The sequence below is a fragment of the Shewanella sp. Shew256 genome, from assembly GCF_002196695.1.
Taxonomy (GTDB): domain Bacteria; phylum Pseudomonadota; class Gammaproteobacteria; order Enterobacterales; family Shewanellaceae; genus Shewanella; species Shewanella mangrovisoli.
This window is the reverse complement of sequence record NZ_NAJR01000001.1, coordinates 624,445-641,175: the sequence shown is the minus strand read 5'-3', so window position 1 is coordinate 641,175 and position 16,731 is coordinate 624,445. Positions and strand designations below refer to the sequence as shown.

The following is a 16,731-nucleotide window of genomic DNA, read 5'->3' as shown; positions in this document are numbered from 1 at the left end:
CATTTTTATTGCCGAAGAAAAAACACATTTCTATCTAAGTTAGGGTTAAGAAAATAACCCAGATGATAGATAACGGTCGCCTCTATCGCACACAATTGCGACCACAACGGCCCCCGGATTCAGCCTTGCAATCTCGAGCGCCGCAAACACAGCACCGCCGGAACTCACGCCAGCACAAATACCTTCTTCACGGGCCAAGGTTCTTGCCATGGCTTTGGCGTCTTGCTCCTCAATGTCCATCACCGCATCGACACGGGCAGCATCAAAAATACCCGGTAGGTATTCCTGCGGCCAGCGGCGGATCCCCGGAATCGAACTGCCATCGGCGGGTTGAAGCCCGACAATAGTGATATCGGGATTACGACTCTTTAGGTATTTCGACACGCCCATAATAGTGCCTGTGGTCCCCATGCTAGAGACAAAATGAGTGATCTTACCTTGGCTCTGCTGCCAAATTTCAGGGCCAGTGGTCTGGAAATGGGCGTTGGCGTTATCTTGATTATTGAACTGATCCAGCACCTTACCTTTGCCTTGTGCCTGAAGTTCTAAGGCTAAATCGCGCGCGGCTTCCATATTGTCCACCAGCAGCAACTCGGCGCCATAGGCCTGCATGGCATCCTTACGCTCTTGGGTCGAATTCGACGGCATGATCAGGATCATCTTGTAGCCTTTAATCGCCGCAGCCATGGCTAGGGCGATGCCTGTATTGCCACTGGTAGCTTCAATCAGGGTATCCCCGGGGGCAATCTCTTGGCGAAGCTCCGCCTGAATAATCATATTCAGCGCAGCGCGATCCTTTACCGAGCCAGCAGGGTTATTCCCCTCCAGCTTTAACAATACCGTTGAGCTACCACAATCAAGCCGCTGCAAACGCACCAGCGGAGTTTGCCCAATACAGGCTTCAATAGTCGGAAAGTCAGACACTCGGTTATCCTTTATTTGATAAAAGCGACTCAGTATTCGAGTATTTTAAGATGCTTGGACGCAACAAACACGTGAATATCATCAACGGCATACAATTAATCGCTCATAGTTATTCAAAAAAGTTCTATTTGTGTGGCTTTTTATAAATAAAATCTTCTATTACTCTATTCCTATACACTGACACAGTTGCCAGATTAAGGAGTACAAAATGCCAGTAAAATTGACTAAAGCCCTGCTGGGAACCCTATTACTGGGAACCTCCCTCAATGTGGCAGCCGCCGATCAGACACTATTAAATTCCTCATATGATATCGCACGGGAATTATTTAATGCCTATAACCCTGTTTTTGCTAAACATTGGCAAGAACAAACCGGCAAGACCGTTGAAATCAAGCAATCCCATGCGGGTTCTTCCGCTCAGGCTCGCTCGATTCTTCAGGGCTTACCCGCCGATGTGGTGACCTTTAACCAAGTCACCGATGTGCAAATTCTGCATGACCGCGGCAAGTTAATCCCAGAAAACTGGCAACAATTGCTGCCGAATGCCAGCTCACCTTACTACTCTACCATCGCGTTTTTGGTACGTAAGGGCAATCCAAAGCAAATCAGCGACTGGAATGATTTAGCTAAAGATGACGTTAAGTTGGTGTTCCCGAACCCAAAAACCTCGGGTAATGCGCGCTACACCTACTTAGCAGCCTTAGGTTATGCCCAGAAAAACTATGGCAAAGATAATCAAGCCTCATTAGATGAGTTCTTGAAGAAGTTCCTCGGTAACGTTGCTGTATTCGATACGGGCGGCCGTGGCGCAACCACGTCGTTTGTAGAGCGTGGCATCGGCGATGTGCTGATCACCTTCGAATCTGAAGTGAACAATATTCGTCAGCAATATGGTGCCGATGATTACCAAGTTGTCGTGCCTAAAACCTCGATTCTGGCGGAATTCCCCGTTGCCGTCGTTGAGAAAAACGCTAAGCGTAACGGCACGCAAGAATTAGCGACCGAGTATTTAAACTATCTTTACAGCGAAGAAGCACAACGTTTGTTAGCCGGATTTAACTACCGCGTTCACAACGAGAAGGTTGTTGCCGAATTTACCAAACAGTTCCCAGCGGTTGAGTTAATGACCGTTGAGCAAATCATAGGTAACTGGGACAACGCTATGAAGACTCAATTTGCCAATGGCGCCAAACTGGATCAGTTATTAAAACGTTGATCATCCGCTTGGGTACCTAAGTCACCAAATCCACAACCCGGGCAATGTCCCGGGTTTTGTGGTTATATCGCGGCAACGGACAAGGTCGCTATCACAAGTTGTCTTTATCGCGATTGAGCAATAACGTGCTAATGGCATAATAATATTGGATTAACTCCATTAACCTTATCGGGTGGTTATTCAGTGATATTTAATAATGGGCGCTTACGCCACAAGCGGGTTTTGCCGGGGTTTAGTATCAGCCTCGGTGTGTCTTTGCTGTTTGTCAGCTTGATTCTCTTACTCCCCACCACAGGCCTGATTATGCAAACCAGCCAGATGAGCTGGGCCGAGTATTGGGGCGTGATTGCCGATCCCCGCGTGCTGGCGAGTTATAAAGTCACTATTTTATCTGCACTGGCCGCCTCCCTGTTTAACTGCCTTTTTGGCCTGTTACTCGCCTGGGTATTGGTGCGTTATGAGTTTCCGGGTAAGCGCATCCTCGATGCCTTAGTCGATTTACCCTTTGCCTTACCCACAGCCGTCGCGGGTATCACCTTAGCGACCCTGTACGCTGAGAATGGCCAGATTGGTAGCCTGTTGGCCGAAATCGGAATCAAAGTGGCCTACACGCCATTGGGGATTGTGGTTGCGATGATCTTCACCAGCATTCCCTTCGTGGTGCGAACCGTCCAGCCCGTACTGGAAGAGTTATCCCACGATGAAGAAGAAGCTGGCATGACCTTAGGCGCAACCGATGGCGCCGTGTTTTGGCGGGTGATTTTACCTTCCCTCTGGCCTGCCTTAGTGGTCGGTACGGCGCTGTCTTTTACCCGCAGCCTAGGTGAGTTTGGTGCGGTGATTTTTATCGCAGGCAATATGCCCTACATCAGTGAAATCACCTCCCTGATGATTTTCGTTCGTCTACAGGAATTTGATTTTGCCGGCGCCAGCGCTATTGCCTCCGTCGTGCTGCTGACCTCGCTGTTGCTGCTACTGCTGATTAACCTGTGGCAGGCGCGTTATTTACGCCGCATTCACGGCCGATAAGGAGCCACCATGAACTCATTTAAACCTTTAAGAGTCGGTGAAGCGCCCCTCATCAAATGGAGCCTAATCACCCTAGCCGTGTTTTTGGCCATGGTGTTATTGTTACTGCCCTTAGTCAGTATTTTCCAGCAGGCCTTCGTTGGTGGTTGGGAACGTTATATCGAACATCTGAGTCAACCCGACTCACTCCATGCCATTGGGTTGACCCTTATGGTCGCGGCGCTGACCGTGCCAATTAACTTAGTGTTTGGGGTGCTGCTCGCCTGGAGCGTAACGCGCTTTGAGTTTCCGGGGCGCAAGTTACTCATCACCTTGATTGATATTCCCTTTGCCGTATCGCCCGTGGTTGCAGGCTTACTCTATCTACTGCTTTACGGCAACAGTGGCTGGCTCGGCGCTTGGCTATTTGAGCACGATTTACAGATCATGTTTGCTTGGCCGGGGATTCTGTTAGTCACCATTTTCGTGACCTGCCCCTTTGTTGCTCGAGAATTAATCCCCTTGATGCAGCAACAGGGGGCATCTGAGGAGGAAGCCGCAGTTATTCTTGGCGCCTCATGGTGGCAACTGTTTCGCCGCGTGACTCTGCCCAATATCAAGTGGGCGCTGATTTATGGGGTGATCCTCACTAATGCCAGAGCCGTGGGTGAGTTTGGTGCCGTTGCAGTGGTGTCAGGCAATATTCGCGGTGAAACCAACACCTTACCTTTGCATGTGCAATTACTTTACGAAGATTATCAGGCCGAAGCCGCCTTCGCGAGCGCGTCACTGCTTGCCTTGATCGCCCTATGTACCTTACTGCTAAAAGCCTTAGTAGAGTGGCGCCAACAACGCAGCTTATCCGCCAATGACAACCAAGAGCAGAGCCAATCATTATGAGTATTCGTTTAACTAATATTTCCAAAAAATTTGGCCAATTTCAGGCGCTCTCGCCGCTCAATCTGGATATTCAAGAAGGCGAGATGATAGGTCTTCTCGGCCCTTCTGGCTCGGGTAAAACCACCCTATTGCGGATTATTGCCGGCCTTGAAGGCGCTGATAGCGGCCAAATCCATTTCGGTAATCGCGATGTGACCCAAGTGCATGTTCGCGATCGCAGGGTCGGATTTGTGTTTCAAAACTACGCCCTGTTCCGCCATATGACTGTTGCCGACAACGTCGCCTTTGGGCTCGAAGTCATTCCAAAAAAACAGCGCCCGTCTAAGGCCGAAATCCAAAAGCGCGTCAGCCATTTACTCGAAATGGTGCAACTTGGCCACCTAGCACAGCGTTACCCTGAGCAGCTCTCGGGCGGACAAAAACAGCGTATCGCCTTGGCTCGCGCCTTAGCGACTCAGCCCGAAGTGCTGTTACTCGATGAACCCTTTGGCGCCCTCGATGCTAAAGTGCGTAAAGAACTACGCCGCTGGCTACGCAGCCTTCACGATGAGCTGAAATTCACTAGCGTGTTTGTAACCCACGATCAGGACGAAGCCTTAGAGCTTTCCGATAGGGTGGTAGTTATGAGCAACGGCCATATTGAGCAGGTCAATACCCCTATTGAGTTGTATGCCCAACCCAATAGCCGCTTTGTGTTTGATTTCTTAGGTAACGTCAATCGGTTTGAGGCTAGCTGGCAACAGAATCGTTGGACCAATGGTGACGCCTTCTTAGTGCCTCCTGAGCAAGCGCCACTGCAACAACACGGCGCGCTCTATGTACGGAGCCATGAGCTGGCACTGGCGGATAAACCCAACAGCCAAGCCCATATTCCCTTTACCATAGTGGCAATAACACCGATTGGCGCAGAAGTGCGTGTCGAACTGGCGCCTATCGGCTGGCAGAGTGAAGAACTGTGGGAAGCCACCTTTACCCACCATCATCTGCAAGAATTAGGACTGCAAAAAGGCAGTGTGGTCTACGCCACCCCAAGAACGGCTTATTTCTTTGGTGAACAAGGTGATGGCTCGCCTGTGCGTCAAAGCTGGCCCTTCCTCCCACCGGGCAGCTTGGCCTTCGATATTTAATCGCAGCCAGCATTTACCTACTACACATAACAAAAAAGCGCTGACAGTCATGTCAACGCTTTTTTTAAACTCTTAGGCAGCTTAACACCAGCGCCGAGCGAAGTAGTTAGCGTAAAACTCCACTAGTGCCCATCGAAGAACAGATAGTTTAGCCAGCCCTGCATCCGCAGCAGCACTTTGCGCATCACGGCCACATGGTGGAAATGTTCAGTGTACACAGCCACTTGTCCAGCAACACCCGCCGGGAATTGGCGGCGTATCGCGTCATCTTCAATATCGATTAATACGATAACCCGGCCACTTTGGAACAACTGATTAGACGATTGCAGCGTACCATTCATCTGAATTTCCCCCTCGGCCATCGCGGGGAGTACCTTAGCGACTTTGCCCTTAAACACTTGCCCAGGCGCCGCATCTAATACCACTTCCGCCTCATCCCCTTCTTGCAAACGCAGCAGGGAGTTTTGCCAGAATGCGCCGGCAAAATAACGTTGCTCATCGGGGATAAAACTCATCACCGGCCGTAAAGGTAAAGGCACCGCCATCGCACCTGGGCGCAGCGCCATTTGGGTGACTATTCCATCGGCGGGCGCCCGTACTACGGTTTGCTCGAGATTATAGAGCGCGCTTTCAAGATCCCCCTGTAGTCCTGCAACCTTCGAATTGACCCCATCCACATTGGACTCATAGGCAAGACGTGCGCGTAACTCTTCGGCCTGTGCGGCCATTAGCTGAGCCTCAGAGGCTAAAAACAGTTGGCGACGATTGTCTAATTCCAGCGCAGTGAAGGGAGAATTTGCCCCACCTTTACGATGGCCTTGCTCATAGCGATCATAGGCCGATTTATTACGTACCCTATCCGCAGCCACTCTGGCCACATTCGCCTTTGCAGCCTCCCAAGCAGCTGCAAGTTGTGGCACTTCCTGCTCCGCCGCTAACAATGCGGCTCTTTTGCGTTTTACCACGGCCTCAAAGGGAGTTGGGTCGATTCGAAACAGCACATCCCCTTGTTTAATCGGCGTATTTGGTTTAGCTTCCACCGAGATCACTAAACCTTTTACCGCAGGCGTAATCGGGATAGTGACATAGTATTCCCGCGCGAAACGAGAATAGGGATGGTTGTAGTTCATGATAAGTAGCAGCGCCCCAATCAACACTACCCCCCCTAATACGGCGGTCGGCACTGTCCATTTATTCATTGGGATCTTAAACACTTTAAAAATCACAATGCAGATCGAGGCGTAGGTTAATATCAGTAGTAAATCCATGTTACACCTCGGCTTTTGGGCTAGTTTCGGTCACACTGGCTTCTGTGGGTATTGCCTCGGATTGCTTCACCACCGCAGGTTTGGCTGTCGATTCCAGTTGTTCAAGCTTTGCCTGCAAGGCCAATACCGTTTCCCTTAGCGCTTTAACATCATCCTCCAATGCCTGCTCGCGCTTCATCACGGTATTAAATCCCCAGCCTCTATCCTCTCGATACAAGGTCGCCCAAATCCACAGAAACGGCCAAAGGGCATGCAAGGTAAATAAACTGACCCAGCCCGCGATATGCAATGCATCCTGCTGGGGATGATTGCGCTTTTTCGCAATTTCATAGGGGATGTCGTGAATGGCAATCACGCCATAAAAGATCGCCACTATGACAAAAAACAAAATGCCTAAGGCAAAATAATCCAAAAACATGTTCAGCTCCCACTCCCTTCCCGCTCTTTATTTCGGTTAGAAATCAATCCCCTTGCCGAAACCGCACTTTGCCAACCGTGCCTATCAATGTGCAGCACAATATAGTTCTACACCATGAAAACAAATTCGCAACAAATCCATTTAAATAGCTTGACCCAAAACACAATTGTTTATTTCGGTGCGACTAATGGCATCCCAAGATGCACTATCAGTAACGACCAATTGCGATAACTAAGGTGGGATTGTTGCTTGCCAAATACAGCAAATAACAGGAAAGGGGTCTTTAAAAGACTAGGCCTTTACCTTTTGTTTTGAGAAGGCGCTAGCGTGAGTGAGCAACGCGTAAAGTAAGTAAAGACAAGATTTGCAGGAAGGTCATGCCAGCTTAGGTTTCTATTAGTTTTTTTAAGTTAACGCCCGATGTAGAGGCGCAGGATCGCAATGCAGAGTATTAGGCCAAGAACCACAACAGCAAAGTATTTAACTTCAAGCGAGTTAACCTCTTTCTTGCCACTGACACTCGACTAAATTGAACTCATAGTGGCTATCATGGGGGGCGATATTGGCGTTTAATTTAAAGCTTTGACCACCCGCGGCAATCCAGCACTGGGAGAACCATTCAATAAGCGCGTTTGTCGCAATCTGCCAAGGGTCAAGATCTTCATCCTTTTCAATATATTCCTCTTCAAATTCATCTGGATAAACATGGTCTATATCGAGTAAATGAGGATTAACTGGCGAGGGGTATGCCGCCTTGCCATCGATATCCATAAAAAATACCCGCACCGGGAATTGGGATGAAAAACCATCGACAAAGACTTCAAATGCTAGCGTGGCTACCTCTTGGGGATAATCATGCTCAATCAATTGCTTGAGAATGGGCTGTAACTCATCGGTGAGCTCGTCTAAGTAGCCACCGACTTTTTCTGTAAACTCTTGCTCGAAACTCATCTCATCCCTGCTTATCATGCTGTACGACTGGAACGGAGAATATTACTCATGCTAAAAAATTGCCGTTTAAGTTCTAAATAATCCATATCGACCAGCAAGTTAACATCGACGGCGCAGATATCCAACTATATTATCTAATCCGAAACACGCACGACATTTAAAGTTGTTTCGTAGAGGATAAGGCTCAGTCGCCCAATACGCCGCCATAACGCGAGCACTCATCGCGGGTTAAGTTGCTACTCATGGGCATTGACTGTGCGTCCTGCGGCCCATTGTCTTAGGGCATTAATCTTATCGCCCATCACTATGGATAAAGGTTTGGTTTTGGTCAGTTCTTCTAGCAACATATCTTGGTCAAGACTGCGCGCTAAACTGCGGGCGCTGTACATGGCGGCGATAACGGCTTGCTCGATTTCAGCTCCCGAAAACCCTTGGCTGTGGCGCGATAGCTGCGCAAGGTCGAGCCGAGTCACATCAATACTGCGGCGCTGGCAATGGATCAGGAAAATCGCCTGACGTATAGCCTCGTCGGGTAAATCGACAAAGAAGATTTCATCCATTCGCCCCTTACGCATCAGCTCAGGCGGCAGGGCTTGAATATCGTTAGCGGTAGCGACCACAAACACCTCGGACTTACGCTCCGCCATCCAAGTTAACAGTGTGCCAAGAATGCGGGTCGAAGTGCCCTCATCACTGCTACTGCCGCTTAAACCTTTCTCTATTTCATCAATCCAAAGGATACAGGGCGACATCATATCGGCCAGCTCGAGAGCATTACGCAGGTTCTTTTCGGTTTCGCCTATGTATTTGTTATATAAGGTGCCCATATCGAGTCTGAGCAAGGGTCGTTGCCACACGCCCGCCACCGCCTTGGCCGCAAGGCTCTTGCCGCTGCCCTGCACCCCGAGTAATAACACGCCCTTGGGCGCATCGGGTTGTACCGTAGCCTTGGCATCTGTGGTTACCTGCACCGCGGGCGCGCGCTGCTTTAACCATTTCTTGAGATTATGTAATCCGGCAATCTGCGAAAAATCACTGGTGTCGTATTCAAATTGCAGCACACCGTTAAGATCGAGTAATTGGAATTTGGCTTTGTTGATAAGATCGACATCCGAATGGGTAATGGCGCCATCATCCACAATGGCCTTGTGGATCAACCGTCTGGCATCATCTAAAGTCACACCGCGCAGGTTTTCCGCCAGTTTACCCACGGCTTTATCATCCACAGTGAGCGGCATGCCTTGGCCGCGCACTTTATCCACTTCAAGGTAGATCAAGTTCTCCAGCTGAGAAGTGCTCGGCAAGGTGAGCTGAAAATAGGCGCAATAACGCTTAATTTCGGGCGGGATCTCAAAAGCATGGCTCACCAGCACCAGCGTGTGTTGCAGCGCATCGTATTCGAGGGCGATTTCTTTAAGCAAACGGACATTCTTTGGCGCATCAACCACAAAGGGGTGAAAATCACAGAGCACATAGATGCCCTGCTGGGTTGTCGATTTAATCTGCCCTAGGATGTCGCCAGGTTCAGTATTAAATTTCTGCGCCGCCATGGGTTTATCAACCCGCGTCAGCCCTTGGGTAATACTCCAAGTAAATAAGGGCTGATAAAGCACATTCGCCACCCGCTTAAGCATGTCTACAACACGGTATTCCTCATAGGTTTCAATCACTACGATAGGCGTTTTAGAGCGTAGTACAGCGGTTAAATCGCGAATGTCTTGCATCTTAGGTTTCCATAATCCGTTATGAAACGAAAAGTTAACATAAAACACCGCCACAAACAGGATTTTTACCAGGCCCAAGCACTAATCGCTCTTAAATAGCTTGATCGAAAACACAGTTGTTAATTTCAGTCTCATGCTTTAGCGCCAATCGGGGTAGACTATGGCCCAAGAACGTCCCAAGGCGTCAATTATCCCAATATAAAAAGGTACCCACACCATGATAGGAACTCCCTACACAGAGGGCGCTCGACGCGCCATGTTGCTTGGCTGCGGTGAGCTAGGTAAAGAAGTCGCCATCGAGCTCCAACGCTTAGGTGTTGAAGTGATTGGCGTCGATCGTTATCCCAATGCCCCTGCCATGCAAATTGCCCATCGCTCCCATGTGATCAATATGCTCGATGCTAAAGCGCTTCGCGCCATTATTGAGCTAGAAAAGCCCCACTTAGTAATCCCCGAAATTGAAGCCATCGCCACTCAAACCTTGGTCGAGATGGAAGCCGAAGGCCTCAATGTCGTGCCGACCGCACGCGCGACTCAGTTGACCATGGACAGAGAAGGCATTCGTCGCCTCGCCGCCGAAACCTTAGGTCTGCCGACCTCGCCCTATTTCTTCTGCGACACGGAAACCGAATTTAATCAAGCCATTGGCAAGATTGGCGTGCCCTGCGTGGTCAAACCCGTGATGAGTTCATCGGGCAAGGGCCAAAGTGTTATCCGTGATGTATCCCAAAGCGCTAAAGCCTGGCAATACGCCCAAGAAGGCGGCCGCGCGGGCGGTGGCCGTGTGATTGTCGAAGGCTTTATCCCCTTCGATTACGAAATTACCCTGCTAACCATTAGCGCTGTGAATGGCATCCACTTCTGCGCACCAATTGGCCACAGACAAGAAGATGGCGACTACCGCGAGTCATGGCAGCCTCAAGCCATGTCGGCCGACGTGCTAGCAAAATCCCAAGCAATCGCCAGTAAAGTGGTTGAAGCCCTCGGCGGTTACGGCTTATTTGGGGTCGAGCTGTTTGTGAAGGGGAGCGATGTGTATTTCTCTGAAGTCTCGCCTCGTCCGCACGATACCGGTTTAGTCACCTTAATTAGCCAAGATTTATCCGAGTTTGCACTGCATGTTAGGGCGATTCTTGGTCTGCCCATTCCGAACATCCACCAACATGGCCCCAGCGCCTCGGCGGTAGTATTGGTGGAAGGCAAATCGAAAAACATTCGCTATCAAGGTCTTGCCGATGCCTTGGCCGCAGAGAATACTCAGCTCAGATTATTCGCTAAGCCTGAAATCGATGGTCGCCGCCGTTTAGGGGTTGCCCTCGCCCGTGATAAGGATATCGAAAGCGCAGTCAACAAAGCGCTGGATAGTGCATCTAAGGTAAAAGTGATTTTCTAGGCATGAATGCTTAACGACTTGTCGCCAATACCTTAATGTTTAGTACTGTGATCTGCACCGCGCCCAGCACTATTGCTGGGCGCGTTATTAAGGCGTTTAAGCCGAGTTAACCGCCATCTCCTCTTCACCCAACTTGGTTGCGCGTCTAATGCAAAAGCCTGATGCAATCCAAGGTGGTTTTGAGGCATAGTAGTCCTCTATTTGGCATGCCCCACGCTAGGCTTTTACTCTTATCCCATGGATTTAAGCAGTCGTTATTACTCTTTCATTCGCTCTAAGCGCTTTCACTCTAAGCGCTTTCACTCTAGACGCTTTCAGTCCAAGCACTTTGAGCTCAAGCACTTTGAGCCTAGGCGCTCTAAATCCTTGCAAGCGATACATCGCCCCCTTTTTCTATTACTGGCATTATCCTTTGGCTTAGTGCTTCTGAGTGCCTGTCAGCCAGCAAATCAAAATACATCGAGCAGCAAGGTAGACACCGTCGCCCCGCGTGAATTAAGCCAAGAGGTGTATGTGTGGCAGCGGCAATGGCGCGATGCCAATCAAAGCGCCTTGGTCGAAAGCCAAAGCACATTTAATGGCGTGCGCATCTTAGCATTGCAAGCCCATCCCAAACCCAATGGCGCGGATATCTGGTTTGAGGTACAGGTCAACCATGAATGGTTACAGGCCGATCCACGCCCTAAAGTGGCGGTAATAAGATTAGATGGCCAACTAACACGCCTTAATAATCGCGAAGTCATCCAAAAAATCCTCGCGCTCATTCAAGATTGGCAGGCAAAGGGCACCAAGCTTGCGGGAATTGAAATCGACCACGATAGCGCCAGCAGTAAACTCGCGGCCTATAACGCCTTTTTACGCGAGTTAAAAAGCCAATTACCCCAAACACTTAAACTTAGCATTACCTCATTGCCCGCTTGGTTGAGCAGCACAGAGTTTCCGTCGCTGTTTGACAATATCGATGAGCTGGTACTGCAAATTCACAGTGTCAGCGACCCACGTTTAGGGTTGTTCGATGCTGCGCAAGGCTGGCGATGGGTCGAGCAGCTGTCACGGTTAGCCAAGGTGCCCTACCTCATCGCCCTGCCGTCCTATGGCTCGGCGGTGTATAGCACAGCATCGGGTTATCGAGTGGAGAGTGAAGTGCCGATGCGAATGCCATTGGCAGACTCAGCATCTTCGCAGCATGTAGCGCGCCAGGAATTGATGGCCGATCCACAGATGTTGCAGTCCTTCGTTAAAAAACTGCACACTTTTGCCGACCCAAGGCTTAAGGGGATGATTTGGTTTCGATTACCCCTCGAAGGGGATAAACGGGTTTGGCCACTCTCGACCCTGATTGCGGTCGCCAAGCAGCAACCACTCGCCCCGCAGATTGAGCTAGAAATCTTAAACCAAGCCAATACTGAGCCAGCCCAACATGAGGCACCGAAAACCAGCTTATTTCAACTGGTGTTAGTCAATAAGGGCAATATTGCGGGCAAGTTACCTAGCCAGTTGTCCCTAGCGGCGCAGGCGTGCAGCGGGTATGATGCGCAAAACGGTTATCAAGCCAAATTAACCCAAGGAACATTAGTGTGGCAGTTACCGCAAGCCACCTCAACGGAGCGCACAGCAGAGCCTGCCTCCTCGCAGTTTGCGCCGAATTTAATCTCAGCGGTCGAGCTAAGCCCAAACGGGCGCAGAGTTATCGGTTGGGCACGTTGTGAGTCATTACATTTACAGGGAATTTATGCGCCATAAGCCACATTCATTATCAGCGAATCCTCTCCCTCGCTGGAAAACCAAATTAAAACAAACCAGTCTGATTGGCTTAAGTCTGTTTTCCCCCGCACTGTTAGCCTGTGGCCCAGACTTTCCGCTGCAATTAACCCAAGACAGGCAAAATAACCTAAGCTATTTACCGCAAACCAGTTTTAGCCAACAACTTAGCGGTTTAGCTAAACCACTGGCTTGGCAGTTTCAAGATGAACCTGCGGCGCAGGAATACCTCTGGGACGAAGTGCATAGTCGCTATCTTTCCCAGACTCGCGCCTATGAAAACAGCGAGTTATCCGAGGCTCAACTCGCGCTAGTCAATAGCCTGCGTGATGCGCAAAGCTTGGCAGAGGCCGAGCAAATCGCCGCGCAGTTAAAAGAGACCTTAGCGCCCGCCTTAACTTGGTACAGCCTTGGCGCCATGGCGTTTGATGCCAGAGAGTACGATAAAGCCAGCGATTACTTTAAAAAAGTCATCGCCCTACCTGAGAGTGAGCGTGCGGGTCGCAGCCTGTGGGCGCTGTATAGCTTATCTCGTATCGAGCTGATAAAGAGCAAAACCGCTAGTGATAATAGCCATTTTGTCCAAGCCAATGCTTATTTGCAGCAGCTACAAGCAGAGGTGACTCAAGGCGCGGCCGATCCGCTGCGCTTGAGTTTGGCTGGCCTTGGCGAGCAGGCTTATATTCTGCTGCATCAAAGCCAAGCTCAAATTGAAGTCACTCGTGGGGAATATGAGCCGCCTAAAATAGATGTAGCCTTAAATCCTGCCACCTTAGATAAGGTTATTGAACTCTATGCCACCCAGTCGGTGCAGGGCGACAGTAGTGGCTATGATTCGCTGCTGATGTTAAGTCGCAGCTTAATGTCTAAAAATATCAATGAGCTAAAACCATTATTACAGCAGCCGAGTGTGCAACAGTTACTCATTGCCTACTGGCAAAGCAGTGCTAATGATTTCGCCTTCGACGGACAACTAATGGACATGGGCCAAAAGGTTGCCGAAATCCTCACCGTATTCCCAACCGATGGTGTAGTACTGAGCCAGGGTGATAAGTTAGCGGCGATTTACTATCAATTGGGTGACTATGCCAGCGCCGAGCGCATGCTGGCACTCGCCAAACCGAGCGGCTTGACTTGGTGGCTCACGGCGAAGCTTATGCTGCAAAAGGGTGATCAAGCCCAAGCGGCTAAGGCCTATGCCCAAGCAGTGCATCATTTTCCAACCGATGCGACTTCAGGTACTGAGCACTTAAATGCTAAGGATACTCAACAACAGGCCATCGACGCCGATGCCCAGCAAGCCACCTATTGCCGTATTCGCGCCGAGCAGGGCGTGCTATCCCTTGAACGGGGCGAATATGTTGACGCCCTCAGCCAACTGTTCGCCAGTGGCGATGAGTATTGGCAGGATATCGCCTATGTGGCCGAGCGCGTGCTCACCACCGCCGAGCTTAAGCTGTTTATCGACAAGCATGTGCCGGTAATGACTTTCGAGTATCCCAAGGACAGTGATTGGTACGATAGTGTCGAGCCAATCAACAATCGCCTGCGTTACTTACTGGGTCGTCGCTTACTGCGTGAAGGTGCCATTGCCGAGGCGCCTGTTTATTTCAGTAATCCCACACTCAACGTCAACGTGCTGGAGTATGGCAAGGCGCTGACCACTGCCAAGAATAGCAAGGGCATTGAGAGCGCCCGCGCCTATTGGGCGGCTGCCGAACTCGCGCGTCATCAAGGGATGGAAATCTTAGGCTTTGAATTAGCGCCGGATTATTCGATTTACGCTGGGATGTTCGACCTAAGGGATTGGTACGCTGCGGATAAGCTCAGCGATAAAGAGCAGCAACGCATTAGTGCCAGCCAAGCGATCCCCGATAAACGCTTCCACTATCGTTACCAAGCCGCCGAGCTAGCAAGCAAGGCCGCCGATCTCGTGCCCCACAACAGCCAAGCCTATGCGGCGCTATTGTGCCAAGCCACAGGTTGGGTGTTATATCGCGATGATGAACTCGCCCGCCGCTACTATAAAAAATACGTCGCCAATGGTCCCTTTGTGCCTTGGGCGGAGAATTTTGGTACGCAATGTGAAACCCCAGATTTTGACCGCGCCGTCGAACGGGAAAAAGCCAACCAAATCGCCAAGTGGAATGCGATTTACCACAAACTGAAAAAGCCCGTGGCCTATGGCTCACTGGTTATCACTGCAGCCTTGATCGGATTTATTGGTCTACGCAGACGATCTCGCCGAGCAAAAAACCATCAAAGCTAAAATCAACTGAGATGAAAAGTTAAATATGCCCAAACAACCCGAAGAGGCTGGATTCAGGTAGTTTGGGCATAAAACTAAAATTTTGTTGTTAGTCTCTATGATGGCTCCGAATACACAACAAATTGACCAATTACAACGAAAACAATGAAGAATCTAATATACATTACAATACTGTTACTTCTTTTGAGTTCAAACAGCTATGCACGGATTTGTTCGTCAGACGAGCCGACTGTCTGTATAGTCTCAATAATACATTTAATAGCCAACCCTGATGATTTTAACAAGAAAATAATAGTTGTTAGCGGTGTATATGATGAATTTGAAGATACATATCGACTCTACCTAGATTATGAGAAATATGAACGCCGAATGTCAGTTTATGCGGTCGAGCTTGAACTATCAGAAACTCAAAAGAAATCACTTCGGGCTCTCAAAGGCGAATACGTTCAAGTTAAAGGGGTGTATAATGCTGATTTAACTGGGGTAATTGGACTTTCTGCTGGTACGGTTACGAAAGTCACTAAATGGTTGCATGATGAACGTTTACAAAAGTAAAGAATCCACCTTCTGAAGAAGGTAGAAGATGAACAAAACCGGACACCCAACCTCAATAGCGCAGTAGCTAACCTCCGACTATGCTTTGGTTAAGCATTGAACAAGGAGGTTTGTATGCCGCGCCCTCGTAGAACTCAGATAAGTCTTGAAGACACACCTTATTATCATTGCTGTAGCCGCGTTGTTCGGCGGGCATTTTTATGTGGTGATGATACCTATTCGGGTAAAAACTACGACCATCGCCGCGCTTGGGTAGAGTCATTATTGTTTGAACTTGAAGCTGTTTTTGCTATTGATATCGCAGCCTTTGCCGTGATGTCTAATCATCTGCATGTGGTGCTGCGAGTCGATATCGAGACGGCCAATCGTTGGACAGACCGCCAAGTGCTTGAGCAGTGGCATAAGTTGTTTAAAGGCGATGAATTAACGCAAAAATTCGTGAAAGGTGAGTTAGTTGAAGCCCATGAGGTGAGCAGATTAAAGCACTCAATCGCTCTTTATCGCAGTCGATTATGCGACATTAGCTGGTTTATGCGCTGCCTCAACGAACCGATTGCAAGGCAAGCAAATCAAGAAGATAACTGCACAGGCAGGTTCTGGGAAGGGCGGTTCAAATCGCAAGCCCTACTCGATGAAGCTGCGGTGTTAGCCTGTATGGCCTATGTTGATTTGAATCCGATTCGAGCGCAATTTGCTGATACACCAGAACAATCCGACCATACCAGTATTCAACTACGTATTCGGGCCGCATTAAAAGGTAAGCAGCCAAGCAATCTCCTGCCTTTTATTGGTAACGAGTGCGACAACCAACCCAATGGCATTGCGTTTTCATTAACGGACTACCTTAAATTGGTAGATGATACGGGCCGAATTATTCGCAATGATAAACGTGGATACATCAGTGAAAGTAGTACCAAGATACTGAACAGATTAAATATCCCCCATGACAATTGGCTCAAGCTGACCACCGAGTTTGGCAAGCTATTTCATGGTCCTGTAGGCACATTGCAAGCACTAACCGATTATTGCGAACACTTAGAAAAGCGACGACGGCATTTTGCTAAATGCTGCCAGCACTTTTACAGCAACTGAAAACTACTTATATCATTTCAAAAGCCCCATCCTGAACACATCCCAAGCACTAAGGGATGAGTTATCTCGTCTGAAATGCTCTATTTTTAAAGGAATTAGCGCAATTTATTGCCTCAGATGTTGTC

The 16,731-nt window shown here is 49.3% G+C and carries 14 protein-coding genes; 9 read left to right on the top strand and 5 right to left on the bottom strand.

What is annotated here, in order from left to right; translation table 11 throughout:
• Positions 1-45: 45 nt before the first annotated feature.
• A complete protein-coding gene (gene cysM, locus B5P39_RS02765; protein ID WP_088210374.1) occupies positions 46-924 on the bottom strand; it encodes a cysteine synthase CysM in 879 nt (292 codons plus the stop codon).
• A 208-nt stretch (positions 925-1,132) separates the two neighbouring features.
• On the opposite strand from cysM, the gene cysP reads away from it, so the two are divergent.
• The 4 genes from cysP (at position 1,133) to B5P39_RS02745 (ending at position 5,175) form a co-directional block, all read left to right on the top strand.
• Positions 1,133-2,140, top strand: coding sequence for a thiosulfate ABC transporter substrate-binding protein CysP (gene cysP / locus B5P39_RS02760; RefSeq protein ID WP_011718011.1), 1,008 nt, complete (start codon positions 1,133-1,135; stop codon positions 2,138-2,140).
• A gap of 183 nt (positions 2,141-2,323) precedes the next feature.
• Positions 2,324-3,169, top strand: a complete 846-nt coding sequence (gene cysT / locus B5P39_RS02755) for a sulfate/thiosulfate ABC transporter permease CysT (RefSeq protein WP_088210373.1) — start codon at positions 2,324-2,326, stop codon at positions 3,167-3,169.
• 9 nt (positions 3,170-3,178) lie between these two features.
• Positions 3,179-4,048: a sulfate ABC transporter permease subunit CysW gene (gene cysW, locus B5P39_RS02750; RefSeq protein WP_011627003.1), complete on the top strand. Its 870-nt coding sequence runs from the start codon at positions 3,179-3,181 to the stop codon at positions 4,046-4,048.
• Positions 4,045-5,175 (top strand): sulfate/molybdate ABC transporter ATP-binding protein, encoded by a 1,131-nt coding sequence (locus B5P39_RS02745; RefSeq protein ID WP_088210372.1) that lies wholly within the window; start codon positions 4,045-4,047, stop codon positions 5,173-5,175. Before cysW ends, B5P39_RS02745 begins: the two co-directional genes overlap by 4 nt.
• Before the next feature lie 122 nt (positions 5,176-5,297).
• Here the strand turns inward: B5P39_RS02745 and B5P39_RS02740 are convergent, their stop codons facing one another.
• From B5P39_RS02740 to B5P39_RS02725, 4 genes are all read right to left on the bottom strand, one after another.
• Positions 5,298-6,443, bottom strand: coding sequence for an HlyD family secretion protein (locus B5P39_RS02740; protein WP_088210371.1), 1,146 nt, complete (start codon positions 6,441-6,443; stop codon positions 5,298-5,300).
• Position 6,444: 1 nt separating this feature from the next.
• Positions 6,445-6,861: a DUF3302 domain-containing protein gene (locus B5P39_RS02735; RefSeq protein WP_088210370.1), complete on the bottom strand. Its 417-nt coding sequence runs from the start codon at positions 6,859-6,861 to the stop codon at positions 6,445-6,447.
• A 495-nt stretch (positions 6,862-7,356) separates the two neighbouring features.
• Entirely contained in the window at positions 7,357-7,812 is a 456-nt protein-coding gene (locus B5P39_RS02730; protein WP_088210369.1) for a hypothetical protein, read from the bottom strand.
• 236 nt (positions 7,813-8,048) lie between these two features.
• Positions 8,049-9,536, bottom strand: coding sequence for an AAA family ATPase (locus B5P39_RS02725; protein ID WP_088210368.1), 1,488 nt, complete (start codon positions 9,534-9,536; stop codon positions 8,049-8,051).
• A 217-nt stretch (positions 9,537-9,753) separates the two neighbouring features.
• On the opposite strand from B5P39_RS02725, the gene purT reads away from it, so the two are divergent.
• The 5 genes from purT (at position 9,754) to B5P39_RS02700 (ending at position 16,606) form a co-directional block, all read left to right on the top strand.
• A complete protein-coding gene (purT, locus tag B5P39_RS02720) occupies positions 9,754-10,929 on the top strand; it encodes a formate-dependent phosphoribosylglycinamide formyltransferase (RefSeq protein WP_011623765.1) in 1,176 nt (391 codons plus the stop codon).
• Between the two features lie 237 nt (positions 10,930-11,166).
• Entirely contained in the window at positions 11,167-12,672 is a 1,506-nt protein-coding gene (locus B5P39_RS02715) for a DUF3142 domain-containing protein (RefSeq protein WP_088210367.1), read from the top strand.
• Positions 12,662-14,959, top strand: coding sequence for a hypothetical protein (locus B5P39_RS02710; protein WP_088210366.1), 2,298 nt, complete (start codon positions 12,662-12,664; stop codon positions 14,957-14,959). Before B5P39_RS02715 ends, B5P39_RS02710 begins: the two co-directional genes overlap by 11 nt.
• 144 nt (positions 14,960-15,103) lie before the next feature.
• On the top strand, positions 15,104-15,514 hold the full coding sequence (locus tag B5P39_RS02705) for a hypothetical protein (protein ID WP_088210365.1): 411 nt from the start codon (positions 15,104-15,106) through the stop codon (positions 15,512-15,514).
• A gap of 114 nt (positions 15,515-15,628) precedes the next feature.
• Entirely contained in the window at positions 15,629-16,606 is a 978-nt protein-coding gene (locus B5P39_RS02700) for a transposase (RefSeq protein WP_088210364.1), read from the top strand.
• Positions 16,607-16,731: the final 125 nt, after the last annotated feature.

Bases quoted from the DNA above. Each gene is read 5' to 3' on its own strand.
- cysP (WP_011718011.1), top strand. From the start codon at position 1,133: ATGCCAGTAAAATTGACTAAAGCCCTGCTGGGAACCCTATTACTGGGA.
- cysW (WP_011627003.1), top strand. From the start codon at position 3,179: ATGAACTCATTTAAACCTTTAAGAGTCGGTGAAGCGCCCCTCATCAAA.
- B5P39_RS02745 (WP_088210372.1), top strand. From the start codon at position 4,045: ATGAGTATTCGTTTAACTAATATTTCCAAAAAATTTGGCCAATTTCAG.
- B5P39_RS02740 (WP_088210371.1), bottom strand. From the start codon at position 6,443: ATGGATTTACTACTGATATTAACCTACGCCTCGATCTGCATTGTGATT.
- B5P39_RS02735 (WP_088210370.1), bottom strand. From the start codon at position 6,861: ATGTTTTTGGATTATTTTGCCTTAGGCATTTTGTTTTTTGTCATAGTG.
- B5P39_RS02730 (WP_088210369.1), bottom strand. From the start codon at position 7,812: ATGAGTTTCGAGCAAGAGTTTACAGAAAAAGTCGGTGGCTACTTAGAC.
- B5P39_RS02725 (WP_088210368.1), bottom strand. From the start codon at position 9,536: ATGCAAGACATTCGCGATTTAACCGCTGTACTACGCTCTAAAACGCCT.
- purT (WP_011623765.1), top strand. From the start codon at position 9,754: ATGATAGGAACTCCCTACACAGAGGGCGCTCGACGCGCCATGTTGCTT.
- B5P39_RS02715 (WP_088210367.1), top strand. From the start codon at position 11,167: ATGGATTTAAGCAGTCGTTATTACTCTTTCATTCGCTCTAAGCGCTTT.
- B5P39_RS02710 (WP_088210366.1), top strand. From the start codon at position 12,662: ATGCGCCATAAGCCACATTCATTATCAGCGAATCCTCTCCCTCGCTGG.
- B5P39_RS02705 (WP_088210365.1), top strand. From the start codon at position 15,104: ATGAAGAATCTAATATACATTACAATACTGTTACTTCTTTTGAGTTCA.
- B5P39_RS02700 (WP_088210364.1), top strand. From the start codon at position 15,629: ATGCCGCGCCCTCGTAGAACTCAGATAAGTCTTGAAGACACACCTTAT.